This is a genomic window from Streptomyces sp. NPDC006551, from assembly GCF_040611675.1.
Taxonomy (GTDB): Bacteria; Actinomycetota; Actinomycetes; order Streptomycetales; family Streptomycetaceae; genus Streptomyces.
In genome coordinates this window covers 1-16,239 of the sequence record NZ_JBEXOT010000064.1, presented here as the reverse complement: position 1 = coordinate 16,239, position 16,239 = coordinate 1, and the positions used below count along the sequence as shown (strand labels likewise).

The 16,239-nt window shown below is 71.2% G+C and carries 10 protein-coding genes and 2 pseudogenes; 7 read left to right on the top strand and 5 right to left on the bottom strand.

The annotated features are described in order from the left end of the window. Positions 1-477: 477 nt before the first annotated feature. The 3 genes from ABZY12_RS32345 to ABZY12_RS32335 all read right to left on the bottom strand — a co-directional run bounded on the left by ABZY12_RS32345 (position 478) and on the right by ABZY12_RS32335 (position 5,354). Entirely contained in the window at positions 478-2,397 is a 1,920-nt protein-coding gene (locus ABZY12_RS32345; protein WP_356896667.1) for an acyl-CoA synthetase, read from the bottom strand. A 263-nt stretch (positions 2,398-2,660) separates the two neighbouring features. Then, positions 2,661-4,112 carry an amidase gene (locus tag ABZY12_RS32340; RefSeq protein WP_356896665.1) on the bottom strand — a complete coding sequence of 484 codons (1,452 nt, stop codon included), beginning with the start codon at positions 4,110-4,112 and terminating at the stop codon, positions 2,661-2,663. A 174-nt stretch (positions 4,113-4,286) separates the two neighbouring features. Beyond that, a complete protein-coding gene (locus ABZY12_RS32335) occupies positions 4,287-5,354 on the bottom strand; it encodes an AsnC family transcriptional regulator (RefSeq protein WP_356896663.1) in 1,068 nt (355 codons plus the stop codon). Between the two features lie 123 nt (positions 5,355-5,477). On the opposite strand from ABZY12_RS32335, the gene ABZY12_RS32330 reads away from it, so the two are divergent. The 5 genes from ABZY12_RS32330 to ABZY12_RS32310 are packed head-to-tail and all read left to right on the top strand — an operon-like array spanning position 5,478 to position 11,905. Continuing rightward, complete coding sequence (locus tag ABZY12_RS32330) at positions 5,478-7,046, top strand: ABC transporter substrate-binding protein (RefSeq protein ID WP_356896661.1); 1,569 nt, start codon at positions 5,478-5,480, stop codon at positions 7,044-7,046. Beyond that, positions 7,046-8,041, top strand: a complete 996-nt coding sequence (locus ABZY12_RS32325) for an ABC transporter permease (RefSeq protein WP_356896659.1) — start codon at positions 7,046-7,048, stop codon at positions 8,039-8,041. Before ABZY12_RS32330 ends, ABZY12_RS32325 begins: the two co-directional genes overlap by 1 nt. Beyond that, positions 8,041-9,879 (top strand): dipeptide/oligopeptide/nickel ABC transporter permease/ATP-binding protein, encoded by a 1,839-nt coding sequence (locus tag ABZY12_RS32320; RefSeq protein ID WP_356896657.1) that lies wholly within the window; start codon positions 8,041-8,043, stop codon positions 9,877-9,879. The genes ABZY12_RS32325 and ABZY12_RS32320 overlap by 1 nt, the downstream gene beginning before the upstream one ends. Further along, positions 9,876-10,667, top strand: a complete 792-nt coding sequence (locus ABZY12_RS32315; protein ID WP_356896655.1) for an ATP-binding cassette domain-containing protein — start codon at positions 9,876-9,878, stop codon at positions 10,665-10,667. The genes ABZY12_RS32320 and ABZY12_RS32315 overlap by 4 nt, the downstream gene beginning before the upstream one ends. After that, complete coding sequence (locus tag ABZY12_RS32310; protein WP_356896653.1) at positions 10,664-11,905, top strand: amidohydrolase; 1,242 nt, start codon at positions 10,664-10,666, stop codon at positions 11,903-11,905. The genes ABZY12_RS32315 and ABZY12_RS32310 overlap by 4 nt, the downstream gene beginning before the upstream one ends. Positions 11,906-12,598: 693 nt before the next feature. Here ABZY12_RS32310 and ABZY12_RS32305 read toward each other — a convergent pair. After that, positions 12,599-14,242 (bottom strand): helix-turn-helix transcriptional regulator, encoded by a 1,644-nt coding sequence (locus ABZY12_RS32305; RefSeq protein ID WP_356896651.1) that lies wholly within the window; start codon positions 14,240-14,242, stop codon positions 12,599-12,601. A 591-nt stretch (positions 14,243-14,833) separates the two neighbouring features. Between ABZY12_RS32305 and ABZY12_RS32300 the strand changes: the two genes are divergently transcribed. Then, complete coding sequence (locus tag ABZY12_RS32300; RefSeq protein ID WP_356896679.1) at positions 14,834-15,646, top strand: alpha/beta hydrolase; 813 nt, start codon at positions 14,834-14,836, stop codon at positions 15,644-15,646. A gap of 163 nt (positions 15,647-15,809) precedes the next feature. Here the strand turns inward: ABZY12_RS32300 and ABZY12_RS32295 are convergent. Beyond that, positions 15,810-15,923: pseudogene (locus ABZY12_RS32295) on the bottom strand (aminoglycoside phosphotransferase family protein); the annotation flags it as partial. 122 nt (positions 15,924-16,045) lie between these two features. Here ABZY12_RS32295 and ABZY12_RS32290 point away from each other — a divergent pair. Continuing rightward, positions 16,046-16,239, top strand: a pseudogene (locus ABZY12_RS32290) (pectate lyase); the annotation flags it as partial.

The window sequence follows — 16,239 nt, the reverse complement described above, 5'->3', positions numbered from 1 at the left end:
ATGACGATCAGTCGAGTCCACGGGCCAGTCGCGGCGTCCCGGACCTTCGGAACGGTCCAGCCCAGGGTCTGCTTCAAAGGCCGAGAGGTGTGTGCAAGCAGACCTGTGTAGAGCTGACTGGACGACGTGCGAGTGGATGTAGCCTCCGGGGACCGCCCTTGACCTGCAGGAAGCAGGCAGAGAGATGGTGTTGCGTTTCTTGTAGCGGTCCTCGTCGAATCGGCAGGGCCGTCCGCCGTGTGATCCTTAGCGCAGGCGGGCGGCCTGGCTGTCGGTCTTCTCCGGTACGCATGATGTGCGGTGCGGGTGTTACGGGCGACATTCTTGACGCTGAAATGACGCTCGTGGCGCTCCAATGACGCTCGTTCTGATGGGGTGTCAGGTCTCCGTTCCAGTAGGTGACGGCGCGTGGGATGCGGCCTGGAGCGGCTCCGGCCTTGCCGTCTCTTGGTGAACTGCGGTGACGGCAGGCCGGTCTCACGAACTGCCGAGACGGATGAATGCCCAGTTCACGTTGTACGGGGCGAGTCGGGCGGTGATCCGGCGGCGCCGGCCGGGGTCGGTGACGGGAGGCAGGAAGACCATCGGGCGACCGTCTGCGAGCTCACATCGGATCTGTTCGTCGGGGACGCCGAGGGCGGCCAGGGCTGTGGAGATCGCGCGCCGCGTGGAGTCGAGGCGCAGAGGGATCTTGGAAGGTTTGCCGATGTCCGTCAGAGGCAGGGCCGACAGAACGATGACGTCCTTGGGGGCCGCGGCTCGCTCGGGTACGTGCTGCGCGGCGAAGGCGATCAGCTCGTCGGGTCCGGTGCCGGTCGTGCCGGGCCTGAGGGTGACGTAGGCGACGGGGACCTCGCCGGAGTGAGGGTCGGGGCGTCCGACGGCGCTTGCGCCGGTGACGGCCGGGTGGGCGAGGAGGACGTCCTCGATGACGGCGGGGTCTATGTTGTGGCCGCCGCGGATGATCAGGTCCTTCGCGCGGCCGAGCAGGTGGATGAATCCGTCGGGATCCACGCGCGCGAGGTCGCCGGTGTTGAGCCAGCCGTCGCGCACACTGCCGAGGGTGTCCACGCGCGGTCCGGTGTCCTCATGGCCGACGACATAGCCGGGGAAGACCGTGGGGCCGCTGATGGCGAGAATGCCGGGTTCCCCCTGCGGGAGGTCGTGCCAGTGGCCGTCGCTGTCGATCCGTACCGTCTTCACCTGCTGGTAGGGCATGCGCTGGCCCACGGCCTCCGGGCGCTGGTGCTCGTGCAGGAAGCTCCGAGCGCTGCCGCAGGTGGCCTCGGTGAGTCCGTACCCCTGGCAGAGAGGGACGCCGGTGTGGTCCTCGAACGCCGCACGTACCACCGGCGGCAGAGGGGACGCGCCGACGATCCCGAAGCGCAGCGAGGTGATGTCCGCATCGAGCGGCACCTGTGCGAGGCGGGCGTAGACGGTCGGGACCGCGGACAGGGTGGCGATCCGGAAATGCTCGACGATCTTCCAGAAGACCGCGAACAGCGCCGGTTCGCGGTAGCCGAGAGGGCCGGTCCACACACTGTGCTGGCCGCGCAACAGCGGTGCCAGCAGGGTGACGACCAGGGCGTTGACGTGGAACAGCGGCAGCCCGGCGAAGAGTACGGAATCGGAGTCCAACACGCTGTTGGCCGCGATCATCCAGGCGTCGGTCACCTCGTTGGCGTGGGTGTGCGCAGCCAGCTTGGGGGCGCCGGTGGTACCGCCGGTGTGGAAGTACGCGGCCAGGTCGCCGGCTTTCGGAGGCACCACGCCAGGATGGAGCTCTGCCGGCTGGGCGGCGGCCGCGACGTGCAGATAGGCGACGTGGACCCCCTCGACCCGCTCCAGTTCGGGCGCGTGATCGGGCGCGCCGACGGGACGCAGGGCGAACAGTGCTGAACAGCGGAGCGACGCGGCCACGGTGCGGGCCGTCCGCCATGCGTCGGCGTCGAGTTCAGGTCCGGCCGCGACCAGGATCCTCGCCCCGCCCAGACCCAGCAGCCGTTCGGCGTGCTCGGCGGCGAGTGCCGGGTTGACCGGTGCCGCGACACCCGTGAGCTGGGCGGCGAGGAGGGTGGCGGGCAGCATGCCGGCGTTGGGCGTCAGCAGGCCCACGGCGGTGGTACGGCGGACGCCGTGTCGATGGAAGAGGTTGGCGATGCGGTGTACCTGGTCGCGGAGTTGCTCGAAGGACACGGACTCGCCGTGCGTCCACCGCTCCGCGCTGGGCAGCACGGTGAGAGCCGGCCGGTCCGGCCACAGCGCGGCGGCGCGTGCCAGAACGTCGTACGTGGAACCGGGCAGTCCGCGGTCCTCGAGTGCGATGGACTCGATCGCCGTCAGGGCGCCCGGCTGGTCGTATGCCGGCCAGAGCAGATCGGACTGAGGGGCGTTCACAGGAGCTGCCTTTCGACGGTGGGCGGGTGAGTGTGAGGCCGTTGCGCCGGTCGCCGACCGAGCATCACCGCGGGCGGGAGTGTCCGAACCGCTCGCCTGGTGGCGGTCGTCGGTGGTCGGCTGTTCTTCGGCGTCGGCCGCCGGGGGAGGTCAGCGGGGGGTTCGGAGGAACGCGGCGCTCGGGCGTCGGCTGTGATGACCTTCGACCGAGCCGCCTCGATAACGAGAACGGCCGGTGCGGTCGCCTCGCGTCCCCGTTGTGGTCACGACAGGCCGTCCCCGATCCGTGCGTACGACCAGGGCCGGAGCGCCTCCAGGGCCTTGCCGACGCGGAAGACGGCGGGGTCGTCGTAGGGGTGGCCGACGATCTGGAGGCCGGTGGGGATTCCCCAGCTCGACATGCCGGAAGGGACGTTGAGGACGGGGCAGCGGTTGTTGATGTTGAAAGGCATGGTCATGGCGCTCCACAGGGTGTCGGCCACTTCCTCGCCGTGCACCACGACCTTGTCGCCGACGAGGTCGTCGCCCGCGTGCCAGCCGGGGATGGCGGTGGTGGGGCAGATCAGTGCGTCGAATCCGTCCATGGCGGTGGCGAGCCCTCGTTGCAACCGGTGTTCGGCGCGGAGGGAATCGAGGTAGCTCACCCGGGTGCGGGCGTAGGCCATGGTGTCGGCGAAGGCGACCGCATAGGGGCTGAGCAGCTCGCGATGGGATGCGGCGGCCTCGACGACGAGGGCGCCGAAGATGGTCGAGAAGTGGCCGGCGACCGCGGTCAGCAGGTCGAGGCGGGTCCAGGGGAGGGTGACCTCCTCCACGTGTGCGCCGGCGTCGGCGAGGGTCTGGGCGGCGGCGCGGGTGTGGGCCTCGACCTCCGGATGGACGTCGTACTCGCCGAGCCGCACACACAGGGCGATACGCGTTCCGGCGACGTCCTCGTACGAGGTGGGCAGGGTCAGCTTGGGACGGATCGAGGTGTGGTCGCGAGGGTCGGGGCCGGCCAGGACGTTCTGGAAGGCGATGACGTCGTCCACGGTGCGGGCCATGGGGCCGTCGCCGCGGTAGTGGTCGGCCGTGAGCACACCGAAGCCGGGGTTGCGTCCGTAGGGGGCCTTGAAGCCGACGGTTCCTGTGAAGGCGGCCGGGATACGGGTGGAGCCGCCGATGTCGGAGGCCGAGGCGAGCAGGGCCGTGCCGGCGGCGAGGGAGGCGCCCGCGCCGCCGGAGGAGCCACCGGGGGTGAAGTCGAGGTTCCAGGGGTTGCGGGTGATGCCCCACATACGGGAGTGGGTGAACGTGGTGAGGGAGAACTCAGGGGTCGCGGTGCGGGCGTGAATGATGCCGCCCGCGTCGAGGATGCGGTCGATCACGGGAGCGTTCTCGGAGGCGATGCGGCCCTCGTGGGCGAGGGAGCCTTCGGTCAGGGTGCGGCCCTGGATGGCGTGCTTCTCCTTGGCGGCCACCGGGATCCCCTCCAGTGGGCGGGGGGCCGGACCGTTCTTGCCGAGGTAGCGGTCCTCGGCGTGCCGGGCCTGCTCCAGCGCCTCGTCGAAGAGCCGCTCGGTGAAGGCGTTGATCCGCGGTTCGACCTTCTCCGCCCACTCGACGACGGCCCGCATGAGCTCGACGGGTGACAGCTCACGGCGGGCGAAGAGCTGGAGGGCCTCGGTGGCGCTGAGGTGGACGAGGTCATCGCCGGCGGGCGTGTGACTGGACATGGGCGTCCTTCCCGTTCGGAGGCTGAGGTCGGCCGGTCGGCAGTCCGGCGGTGGTGTCAGCCTCGGGGACCGGCCTCGTCCGGCCTGCGGATTGCATGGATCCGCCAAGACCGGGGGCGGTGCGCCGGAAACCGCAGCGTGCTCGGGAAGGAGCGATTCGGGCGGGGGAGTGTCTCAGGCGATCGGGTGCCACGGGTCGACCGGGACACAGCCGGTGCTGCGGCCGTCGTCACCGAGCAGGCGACCCATGCGCTTGATCCAGCGCAGGTTCACGGCCCGGTTGAGCACGCGCACGGAGGTGATCCTGGCGGCGGCCTGGACCTCGTAGCGGGCGAGATCGTCCAAGGCGTGCAGCCACACGACACTCAGCAGGTTCGCCTCGGCGGACACCGACGCCGCCATACGAGTGCTCCGCAGGCGGCTCAACTCGTCGCCCGCAGCCATGAGCTGGGCGGGCGGCACGGACATCCAGAGCGTCGCCGAACTGCGCCAGCCCGCGTACAGGTGGGCGGCGTCGCAGCGCAGCACCGCTCTGCCGCCGTGGACGAGCGAGTGCAGCAGCCGTCGCACCGTTGACTCCGGGCGGCCCAGTTCGGCGGCGATCGAGGTGACGGAGCGGCGGCCGTCCTCGGCGAGGGCGAGCAGCAGGACGCGGTCCTCGGGTGTGAGTGTGGCCGCGGCGGCGGTACGGACGCCGCCGTCCTCGGTCTCCGTCAGGTCGCGCCTCTGGTCACGGGAGAGGGAGTCCATGCGCCACTCGCTTCCGTCCCGGTGCACGTGCTGCACCAGGTGGGTGCGAGTCGCGGTCACCGCCTCGATACGGCCGAGGGCGAGAACGTACCCGCTCATCAACGACATGGTCGCAGTGGCCACGGTCAGGAGCAGGTCGCACGATCCCGCCACCAGTTCCACGCTCATGGCCTGCGGGTGCCGGGCAAGCTGCTCGGCCAGAGCTTCCCGAGCCTGCGGCAGGCACGACACCTCGATCAGGGCGAGGGCGCCGTAAGTGACTTGGGAGGGAGCGGCGTAACAGGTGACCCATGCCTCACCGGAGTCCCGCAGCCGGGCCCAGCGCCGGGAGAGCGTTGCCGCGTCCACGCCGAGCGGACGGGCCAGCTGCGCCCAGGGGGCGCGGGGCGCCATCTGCAAGGCGTTGACGAGTGCGAGATCGAGTTCATCGAGTGTTCCCCGGGACGGGGTGGCTGTCGTCTTCAGACCGACGGGCCCTGCGGATCCATGCATGCGATCACCTTCCCGGTGCGGATTCTTGCAATTGCGGGGCCGGGCGGGAAGTGGCCTGTTCTGTATGCCGCAACACACCGCAGCACCGCCCCGCTCTCAGTCCTCAGCCCTGGAGAGTCCTCCATGCCCCGTTCGCGGTTCCTCTCCGGCGCCGTCATGGCCGCCGCCACGTCCCTCCTGGCCTCCGCCTGCACCACCGGCCCGGCCGGCGGTCCTTCCTCGGGTGGCGACGGGAGCGGGGGCACCGTCAAGATCGGTGTCACCTCCGACGTCACCTCGTTCGACCCGGCGAAGGGTGCGGGCGCGAGCGACTACGTCATCACGTCGCTGCTGTACCAGCCGCTGATCGGCCAGGACGACGGCGGTACGTTCGTCCCCGGTCTCGCCGATGCCTGGACGTCCACGCCGACGAAGACATCTCTGACCCTGAAGAAGGGTCTGACCTGCTCCGACGGGTCGGCGCTCACCGCCTCGCAGGTCGTCGCCTCCCTGAAGCGCTACCGGGCGACCTCGGCCGGCGCCCTGCTCACCTTCGGCGCCGCGAACGTCGGAGAGAAGACCACGATCACCGGCGACGACGCGACCGGCACCGTCACCATCACCACCGCTGCCCCGTGGGGTGAGGTCCTCGCCGGCCTGTCCGGCACCGGCGCCGGGATCATCTGCAGGACCGGCCTCGAAGCGGGCGCCGCCGCGCTCGCTCAGGGCGCCGTCAAGGGCGCGGCCTCCGGCCCCTACGAGATGGCGACGGCGCAGCGGGGAGCCTCGTACGAGCTGCGGCTGCGGAAGGGCTTCGAGGCGTACCCGCGGTTCGCCTCGATGCCCGAGGGAAAGCCGGCCGACCGCCTGCGGATCCAGATCTCGAAGAACGAGTCGACTCTCGCCAACCAGCTGCAGACCGGCGCCCTCGACCTGGCTCCCCTCACCGGCACGGACTCCACGCGGTTCACGGGCAACGACACGTTCACGGTCATGTCCGCGCCGTTCATCCGCAACTTCATCGCATTCAACCAGCGTCCCGGGCGCCCGGGCGCCGACCCGAAGGTCCGCAAGGCGGTCGCGCAGGCGGTCAGCGTGGACGCGTTCAACAACGTCTTCGGCGGCACCGGACAGACCCTGACCTCGTACGTGGACGAGAAGGCGGCCTGCGTCTCCACCGACGACTCCCTGCTGACCAGGACGGACACGGCCGCGGCGAAGCAGGTCCTGAAGGGCGTCTCGATCAAGCTGGAGGGGTCCAACGCGGTCGCCGGCGGCGCCGGCAACTCCTACGTCGCCGAGGCCCTGCGCGCCGCCGGCGCCGAGGTGAAGCTCACCAACGCCGACAACGCCACCTGGGCCACGCACGTCACCGCCAACCAGGGCGACTGGGACGCCACCGTCTTCCCGCTGATCAGCGGCGCCCTCGCGCGCGGTGGCACCTACTTCCTGGGTCCTGAACCGGCCAACGGCGGTCTCAACTACGGCGCGGTGAAGAACGCGGCGTACGCGAAGAACTACGTCGCCGCCACCTCCACCACGGACCGGCATGCCAAGTGCGCCGCCTGGCAGAAGGCCCAGGAGGCTCTGCTCAAGGCCCACGACGTGATCCCGCTGGCCACGGTCGATGTGCGCTACGTCGCCCGCAAGGGCGTCTCCTTCGCGACGCCGGGCGGGGCCCTGACCCTCTCCACGCTCCGGATCACAGGCTGATGGCGGCGACAGCGGCCGGCAGGACCACCGCGGGGGCAGGGCGCTCGACGCCGCTCGGCCCCTGGGGCACCTTCCTCGTCCGGCGTCTGGCCGGGCTCACCGCCGTCGCGGTCACGCTCGTCGCCGGCACGTTCCTGATGGTGCAGCTCATCCCCGGCGACCCGGCGCGCGTGGTCGCCGGCGCCGACGCCACGCCCGCCGACGTGGAGCGGGCCCGTCACGAGCTCGGCCTGGACCAGCCGCTGCTCACACGGTTCGGCGCATACACGGGCGGTCTGCTCCGCGGTGACATGGGCACCTCCTTCCAGACGAAGGAGCCCGTCGCCGAGATCATCGGCGGCCGCCTGCCGTTCACCGCCGAGATCGCGCTCCTCTCCGTCCTGGTGGTGCTGGCGCTCGCCGTGCCGATCGGACTCGCCGCCGCGGCACGCGGCAGCCGCCGTACCGACGGCTCGTTCACCTTCGTCACCGGAATGGTCGGCGCCACACCCGAGTACATCATCGGCACCCTCCTCGTCCTCGGCTTCGCCATCAGGCTGGGCTGGCTCCCGGCTGCGGGCGCCGAGACCGTCTCGTCGATGGTGCTCCCGGTCGCTGCCCTGGTGCTGCCGGCCACCTGCGTCATGGCCCGCATCGTGCGCAGCGAGGCCACCCACGTCCTCACCCAGGACTACATGCGCACCGCGCGAGGCCGCCGCCTGCCTCCCCTGCGCCTGTACGCCCGTCACGCCCTGCCCAATCTCCTGACCGCCACGCTGACCCTCGGCGGGCTGATCCTCGCCGGGTTGCTCGGCGGCACGGTCGTCGTCGAGTCCGTCTTCGCCTGGCCCGGCATCGGCCAACGCGTCGTCGAGGCGCTCCTCGTCCGCGACTACCCCGTCATCCAGGGCTGCGTCCTGATCCTGGGGCTGCTCGCCGCCCTGCTCAACCTGCTCGTCGACGTCGTCCTCGCGCTGCTCGACCCTCGCACCCTGGCCGGAAAGGGAGGCCACTGATGCGACGCATACGATGGAACACACCCCTGGTCGTAGCCCTCACCGGCCTCGGACTGATCATTCTCCTCGGCATCGCCGCGCCCCTTCTCCTGGAGGAGGAGGCGACCGAGCTGAGCGGCGCCGCCCGCGCGCACGTGAGTGCCGAACACTGGCTCGGCACCGACGCCCTCGGCCGCGACGTGCTGGCCCGGACCCTGGTCGCCACCCGCCTCACCTTGGTGATGACGCTCGCCGCGACCGCGATCGCCGCGGTCACCGGCATCCTGCTCGGCACCGGCGTCTGGGTGTCGGGCAGGCGCGTCCGCGAACTCGGCCTGCGCCTGATCGACGTGATGATCTCCTACCCGGCGCTCATCCTGGCGCTGGTGATCGCCACGGTCCTCGGGACCGGGCCCACCGCCTCCGTTCTCGCGATCGGCCTGGGCGGTGCCCCCGCCTTCGCCCGGCTCACGGCGAACATGGCGGCCTCCGTGGCGCAGCGCGACTTCGTGGCGCAGGCGCGCCTGATGGGCGTACCGCCGTACCGCGTGCTCGTCCGGCACCTCCTGCCGAACATCTCAGGGCCGCTGCTGGTGCTGCTGTCGGTGGCCTTCGCGAACGTGCTCGTCGCACTGTCCGGTCTCTCCTTTCTGGGGGTGGGTGTGCAGGCACCGGACTACGACTGGGGCGCGCTGCTCAACTCCGGCCTGGAGTCCCTCTACACCAACCCCGCCGAGGCGATCGGCCCGGCGGTGGCCATCACCGTCACCGGAGTCCTCGCGGGCTTCGTCGGCGATGGTCTCGCCGCAGCGCTCGATCCCCGCGGAGGGAGGACGAAGGCCACAGCGACACGTCCCGCCGCCGTGGCCACGCCCTCGCACCGGGCTCCCGGTGACGCCCTGGTGACGGTGGACGGCCTGGCCGTCGTCCTGCCGGACGGCACCCGTCTCGTCGACGACGTCTCCTTCCACGTCATGCCCGGCGAGATCGTCGGTCTGGTGGGAGAGTCCGGTTCCGGCAAGTCGTTGACGGCGATGAGCGTGGCCCGGCTCCTGCCGGAGGGGCTGTCCGCGCATGCGGCGGAGCTGACCCTGGACGAACTCGACCTGGCCGTCCCCGAAGCCGATCCCAGGCGTCTGGCCACCGAGATCGGCATCGTCTTCCAGGACCCCTCGTCCTCCTTCAACCCCACGCTGCGCATGGGCGGTCAGCTCACCGAAACACTCCGCGTGCACCAAGGCGTGGGCCGGGCGGAGGCGGAGCGGCGGGCCGTCGAGGCCCTGGAGAAGGTACGGATCAAGGAGCCCGCCCGGGTCATGAGGCAGTATCCGCACGAGCTGTCCGGCGGCATGCGTCAGCGCGCGATGATCGCCGCCGCTCTCCTGCCCGGTCCGCGGCTGATCGTCGCCGACGAACCGACCACCGCCCTCGACGTGACCGTCCAGGCCGAAGTCCTCGATGTCCTGAGGGACATCAACCGCCTGAGTGGTACGAGCGTGCTCTTCATCTCCCACGACATCGGTGTCGTCGGCACGGTATGCCACCGGGTCATGGTGATGTACGCGGGACGTGTCGTCGAGGAGCTGTCCGCGGCCGACCTGCTGGCGGGCCGCGCCCGGCACCCCTACACGCGGGCCCTGCTGGCCGCGAGCCCGCGGCTGCAGAACACCGGCACCGGGGAACGCGCACCGCTGGCCACGATCCCGGGCCGTCCGCCGGCGCCCGCCGACCGGCCGTCCGGCTGTGCCTTTGCCGGCAGGTGCCCCGTGGTGCTCGACGCGGTCTGCGCGACCGAACGGCCGCGTCTGATCGACGATGTGGCCTGCCATGCCGTACACCAGGAGGTGCACGCCTCATGACCTCATCCCCTCACAAGCTGGTCGTCGAGGAGCTGACCGTCGCCTTCGGCCACGGCAGGCGCGCGAGAACCGTGCTGCGCGGCGTGTCCACCGGGGTCCGGGTCGGGCAGACCCTCGGCCTGGTCGGCGAGTCCGGCTCCGGAAAGTCGACGATCGCCAAGGCGATCGTCGGCATCCACCCGGCCCGGGCGGGCCGCATCCTGCTCGACGGAGCAGATCTCACCGGTCTCGAGCGGAGGGAGCTGGTCGCGATGCGCCGTCGTGTGCAGCTCGTCTCCCAGGACCCGTACGCCTCGCTCAACCCGCGCATGACGGTCGGTGAGGCCATCGCCGAGGCCGTCGACCCCGTGCGGGCCGATGCCAGGAAGCACGCTGCGACGGTCGAGCGGTGGCTGGAGACCGTCGCGCTGGACGGCTCCGCGGCCGGCAGGTATCCGCACGAGTTCTCCGGCGGTCAGCGGCAGCGCATCGCGGTGGCCCGCGCTCTCGCCGTGGAACCCGAAGTGCTGATCGCCGACGAGATCACCTCGGCGCTGGACGCCTCCGTGCAGGCCGAGGTGCTCAACCTCCTCGAGGAGCTGCGGCGTTCCCTGTCCCTGACGATGATCTTCATTTCCCACGATCTGGCCGTCGTCCACCACGTCAGCGACGAGGTCGCTGTCCTGTGTCAGGGCGAGCTGGTGGAGCAGGGACCGGTGCGGGACGTCTACCAAGCCCCGCGACACCCCTATACGCGCCGTCTCCTGGCGAGCGTTCCGACATTTGAAGAGAAGGAGGAAGCGGCATGAATGAACCGACTGCCGTCGCCCGCCTCACACAAGAGATCACCGCCGGCTTGAAGCCCGCCGCCCTGGAGGACTTCTACCAGGACCTCCACCGCCACCCGGAGCTCGCCTTCCAGGAGCACCGCACCGCCGCGAAGCTCGCCTCGCGGCTGCGCGCGGCCGGCTACGTCGTGACGGAAGGTGTCGGCCGCACCGGGGTGGTCGGTGTACTCGCCAATGGCGACGGCCCGACCGTGTGGCTGCGCGGAGACATGGACGCACTGCCGGTCCAGGAGGCCACCGGTCTGGAGTACGCCTCCACCGTCGACGGCGTGATGCATGCCTGCGGTCACGATCTGCACGTCACGTGGCTCGCCGGAGCCGCCGACACGCTGGCCGCGGCCCGCGACACATGGTCGGGCACGCTCGTCGTCGTCGGGCAGCCCGCCGAGGAGTCCGGCGGCGGGGCGTCGGCCATGGTCGCCGACGGGCTGCACACCCGCTTCCCCCTCCCCGACGTGGTGCTCGGCCAGCACGTCACGCCCGGCCTCGCCGGGTTCTACCCGCACACCCCGGGCCTCACCATGTCGGCCTCCGACGACATCGACGTCGTCGTTCACGGCGTCGGCGGTCACGGCTCTCGCCCCGAGTCGACGACCGACCCGGTGGTGACGGCCGCCTACATCGTCACGCGCCTGCAGACCGTGGTGTCCCGCGAGGTGGCGGCGGCACACTCGGTGGTCCTGACGGTGGGACAGTTCCATGCCGGTACGAAGCACAACATCATCCCCGCCGAGGCCCGCCTCTCCCTGAACCTGCGCACTCAGGACGCGAATGTGCGGGGCCGCGTCCTCGGAGCCGTCCGCCGCATCGTCGCGGGCGAGTGCCGGACCGCCGGCTGCCCGACCCCGCCGGAGGTCACGGTCCGGCCCGGATACCCGAACACCGTCAACGACGTCATCCTCGACGACGAGATCGCTACCGTGCACCGCGAACTGTTCGGATCACCCACGGTGTTCGACTTCGGCCCGGCGATGGGCAGCGAGGACTTCTCTCTCCTCGCGCCCGAGGGCGTGCCCTACGACTACTGGTATGTGACGTCGACCCCGCCCCTGGTGTGGGAGGCGGCCCCCGGAACGGACCTGGCCGAGAAGTTCGGCAATGTACCGGGAAACCACAGCCCCGTGTTCGCCCCCGACCCGTCGGTGCTCGTCCCCGGTGTCCTGACACTGGTGTCGGCGGCGCTGAGCCGACTGGCGTGAGCTGACCCGGCCACGCCGGCGTCTCGGTGTCAGGTCGTGGGCGTACTGACGGGGCGGCCCTGCGCGCACAAACGATGACCGGCCGCTTGCGCATCACCCGCGTTCCAGGCGAGCGCCACGAGTCTGCGCATGACGCACGCTACGCACCGCGCAGGTGACCAAGCAGTGGCTGTACACCGCCCCGGCCTGCGAATTCGGTCCGCCTGACCTTGTCGCACGTGTCTCCCTGTCAGGTGCGGCGTGTTGAAGCCGGGGCGGGTCCTGGCGCAGGCGATCGGCAGTACTTGAAGGTTTGGCGGGCCGCCCGCCACGTACGGCGGCTTGCCAAGCACTGGCGAACTCGGCCGGAGCTGACAGTAGTTGGCCCAGGAGTCCTGGCTCAGGCACCAGCCGTCAAAGTAGTGGGGCGATCACGTATTCACTGCTGTGGCGGTCTGCTCGGCGGGGTGTTCGCGGAGCATCCGCATGACGGTTGCGGGTGGGGGCTCTGGTACTGCAACGGCCGTTGGTGTGACGGTTGGGCGGTTTCCGGTGGGGTGTGGCCTCGTCGTCTGTAGTGGCAGGTGCGGGCTTGGTGTCGTCGGCGGCCAGTGGGACCAGTGCAGGACGTGGTGCCGGCTTCTGAAGGTGCTCCGGGGAGCGACCACCTCCGCCGAGCGGCTGCCGGTCAGACGTCCCGGCCCCTGCCCCCGGTCAGGCGTTCTCGCCCCCGCTGCCGCCGCTCCGTTCTGTTCGGTCGCCGTTCATCAGCAGTGCCAGCTCGACCCGTGAGCGGACGCCCAGCTGGCTGAAGATGTTGCGCAGGTGGTGGTCCACGGTGCGAGGGCTGAGCGACAGTCGCGCGGCCACTTCGCGGTTCGTGGCGCCCGACGCCACCAGGCCCGCCACGCGCTGTTGTTGCGGAGTCAGCCGCCCGAGAGCGCTGACGTCGTCGCCGGCTGCGCTGTCCCCGGCGGCCCGCAGCTCGGACCGTGTTCGCTTCTCCCACAGCAGGGCGCCGCAGCGTTCGAAGCCGACCAGGGCGGACCGCAGTTGCTGCCGGGCCTCCAGGGGCCTGCGCCGACGGCGCAGCCACATGCCGTAGGACAGGAGCGTGCGGGCGTGCTCGAACTGGCCGCCGGCGGCCTCGTGCTCCGACAGAGCCCGCTGGTACAGAGTGTCGCAGTCCTCTTCCCGTGCCGTCATGGCTCGGAGGCGGGTCAGTTGGGCCGCGGCCTGTGGATCGGCGCCCAGGGCGGCCCACGCGGCGTACAGGTCCACCATGTCGGTGACGTCCTCGTCCAGACCCGCCAGGACCGTCGCCTCTACGAGGCACGGCACCGCGAGCATCCACAGGCCGAAGTGTCCGCGCCGGGGGCCCGGTCGGAGCAGCGGCGCGAGACGGATCGCGGCCTGTTCGGCCCGGCCGTGGCCCAGGTCGGCACGGGCGCGGGCCCACTCCGCCATGGTGCTCACCTGGAGCTGCCCATGCGGCCGGGCGACCGACAGGGCGGCCTTGGCGTGGTGTTCGGTGGCGGAGTCGGCGCCCACCAGGGAGAAGACCAGTGCCAGCAGGGCGTGGTGTTGCGCGCCGATGTTGCGCTGACCGAGCCGGCGGGCGGCACGGAGACCTTCCTCGGCGTGGGCACGGGCCTGGTGGTGGAAGCCGGCGCGCAGTTCGGCGTAGGCCAGGAACTCCAGGATGCGGGCGGTCGGCCCGGACACGCCCTGGGCGCCGGCGGCCGCCAGGGCTCGGCCGAGCAGGCGCCGCGCGGCGGCGATGTCGCCCAGCACCAGCGCCGCGCGGCCCGCGTACAGCAGGGCGTCCGGCTGCTGTGTGCGCGCCGCGGCGGCGAGCAGCGGTTCCAACTCCTGCGCCGCCCGGGCGAAGTCGACCAGTACGACGTGGCGCATGCCCGCCCGGAAGGCGCCCCACGGTGCCGCCGCGGCGCCCGGGCCCTCGGGGCGTCCGGCCGGCGGCGTCTCGTCCGCGGTGCGTCCGGCGGGGCGTTCCAGCGTCTGGAGGTAAGCCGTGAGGTCGCCGGCGGCCCAGGCTGCTTCCGCCGCCGCAGCAAGGGCCTGCTCCGCGCCCTCCACGTCGTGCGACCCCAACGACTCGGCCGCGAGCAGCAGGGTCTGGTGGGCATCGGCCACGGGGCCGTCGCTCAACAGGAGCAGGCCGCGCCGCAGTTCGGCCCGGGCGCGCAGCGGTGCGTTGTCACCGGCCGTGCTGTGGGCGGCCACGAGCAGGGCAAGAGCGCGGCGGGTCTGCCCGCCACGGCGAGCACGCTCGGCAGCCTTGAATAACTGGGAGGCCCGGTCGCCGCCCGTGTCGGCTATCTGGTCGTACATGTTCATTGCCGCTTCCTGTCTTACGTTTCCGGAGCGTAACAGAGGGTTTGAAGGCATCCTGGCGAGAATCGGGTGGTTGAACAGCACAGAAGTACGCAGCCCGGGCAGCCGATTCTCAGACAAGTAGGAGAGGGCGGCCGAGAGTGCCGCGGCCGTGGGCTTGCTGAGTGTGAGCTGTGAGACCGGTGATTCCACCGATGCGCAGGAGCGTCCAGGCTCTTACGCTGGGCCCGGCCGATCGTCCCGGGGTGCCCCCGGGAACCGGCCGCACGTGTCCGATCAGGAGTGCCCCACGCTCCTGCCGTCCCCATACGGCCCGGACGCCTACCCGATCCACGTACCACCGTCCTCCTCGACCTCCACGACGACACGGTTCACGGCCGACGACACGTGTCAACAGCCGTTGGGCGCCCGGCTCCCGGGACCGCCCCCGCACCCGCCGTCAGGGGACGAGGCGAGAGGAAACCGCTCATGCAGGCAACTCCCCAGTCGTCCACACCCGCTCCGGAGAACGGCCCGGCGCGGCACCGCCGTCGGTCCCGCGGCCCGATCCTGGGTCTCCTCGCGTCCGCGGCGGCGCTGGCCGGCCTGGCGACCATGCTCACCGGCGGCGCGAACGCCGCCGAGAACCCCTACGAGCGTGGTCCGGCCCCCACCGAGGCCAGTGTGACGGCCACGCGCGGCGCGTACGCCGTCTCCGAGACCAGGGTCTCCCAGTTCAGCGTGTCCGGGTTCGGCGGTGGCACGATCTACTACCCGACCAGCACCGACGACGGCACGTTCGGCGCCGTGGCGATCTCCCCGGGGTACACCGCGCGCCAGGCCTCGATCGCCTGGCTGGGGCCGCGGCTCGCCTCCCAGGGCTTCGTGGTGTTCACCATCGACACCAACACCACCTCGGACCAGCCGGCCTCCCGCGGTGACCAGTTGCTGGCCGCGCTCGACTACCTCACGAAGACCAGCAGCGTCCGCAGCCGGGTGGACAGCACGCGGCTCGGGGTCATGGGCCACTCGATGGGCGGCGGCGGCACGCTGGAGGCGGCCAAGGACCGGCCCTCGCTCAAGGCCGCCATTCCGCTCACCGCGTGGAACCTGGACAAGAACTGGCCGGAGATCCAGACGCCCACCCTCATCGTCGGAGCGGACGGCGACGCCGTCGCCTCGGTCCGCTCGCACTCCGAACCGTTCTACGAGAGCCTGCCGTCCTCGCTGGATCGGGCGTACCTGGAGCTGAACAACGCCAACCACTTCACGCCGAACCTATCGAACACGACGATCGCGAAGTACAGCATCAGCTGGCTGAAGCGGTTCATCGACAACGACACGCGCTACGAGCGGTTCCTGTGCCCGTTGCCGCGGCCGAGCTCTTCGATCGCGGAGTACCGGGGCAACTGCCCGCGCACCGCGTGACCCCGGTCGCCGCCCGCCGGCCCCGCCCCAGACAGATCGGGCCGGCGGGCAGCGCCGCGTGCCGTCCGGGCCGGCCCGGCGCGACCGCTCAGAACGGATGTCCCGGATCGTCTCGTCCCCCACCCACAGCGACGCCGCAGGGTGCTCGAACCCGGGCGGCGCCCCGGGGGTTGGCCTGCGCATGCTGGGCCGTCCAGGCGCGGCTCACCGTCTCCCGGGCGCGCCTCAGCACCGAACTGCCCTCCCACTCCCGCTCCTCCTAGCCGTATGCCTCGGTAGGTCAGGGGTGGCGTCTTCGCCGGCGACGGGCCGGGAGCGGGCGCGTACAGCACGCCGCTGCCGCGTGGTCCACCGGCCGATAAGACCTGAAAGATCTCCCCCACAGAAGGAAGACGTGTCATGACTCCACGAGCTGAACACCGCGTACGACACCGCCGACGGGTCGGCCGCCGCCGGGCGCTGATCGGTGGTCTGGCCGCCCTGGGCGTCACGGGTACCGCCGTCGTCGCCGGCGGCCTGCTGTCCCCGGCCGGCGCGGCGACGGCCTGGCCCGAGGCGAAGGGCAGCAAGCCGGTCCCGAGCACCATCGAGGT

Excerpts from the sequence above, each read along its gene's own strand:
- ABZY12_RS32310 (WP_356896653.1), top strand. The coding sequence starts at position 10,664 with ATGAATGAACCGACTGCCGTCGCCCGCCTCACACAAGAGATCACCGCC.
- ABZY12_RS32335 (WP_356896663.1), bottom strand. The coding sequence starts at position 5,354 with ATGCATGGATCCGCAGGGCCCGTCGGTCTGAAGACGACAGCCACCCCG.
- ABZY12_RS32300 (WP_356896679.1), top strand. The coding sequence starts at position 14,834 with ATGCTCACCGGCGGCGCGAACGCCGCCGAGAACCCCTACGAGCGTGGT.
- ABZY12_RS32330 (WP_356896661.1), top strand. The coding sequence starts at position 5,478 with ATGCCCCGTTCGCGGTTCCTCTCCGGCGCCGTCATGGCCGCCGCCACG.
- ABZY12_RS32320 (WP_356896657.1), top strand. The coding sequence starts at position 8,041 with ATGCGACGCATACGATGGAACACACCCCTGGTCGTAGCCCTCACCGGC.
- ABZY12_RS32325 (WP_356896659.1), top strand. The coding sequence starts at position 7,046 with ATGGCGGCGACAGCGGCCGGCAGGACCACCGCGGGGGCAGGGCGCTCG.
- ABZY12_RS32305 (WP_356896651.1), bottom strand. The coding sequence starts at position 14,242 with ATGAACATGTACGACCAGATAGCCGACACGGGCGGCGACCGGGCCTCC.
- ABZY12_RS32340 (WP_356896665.1), bottom strand. The coding sequence starts at position 4,112 with ATGTCCAGTCACACGCCCGCCGGCGATGACCTCGTCCACCTCAGCGCC.
- ABZY12_RS32315 (WP_356896655.1), top strand. The coding sequence starts at position 9,876 with ATGACCTCATCCCCTCACAAGCTGGTCGTCGAGGAGCTGACCGTCGCC.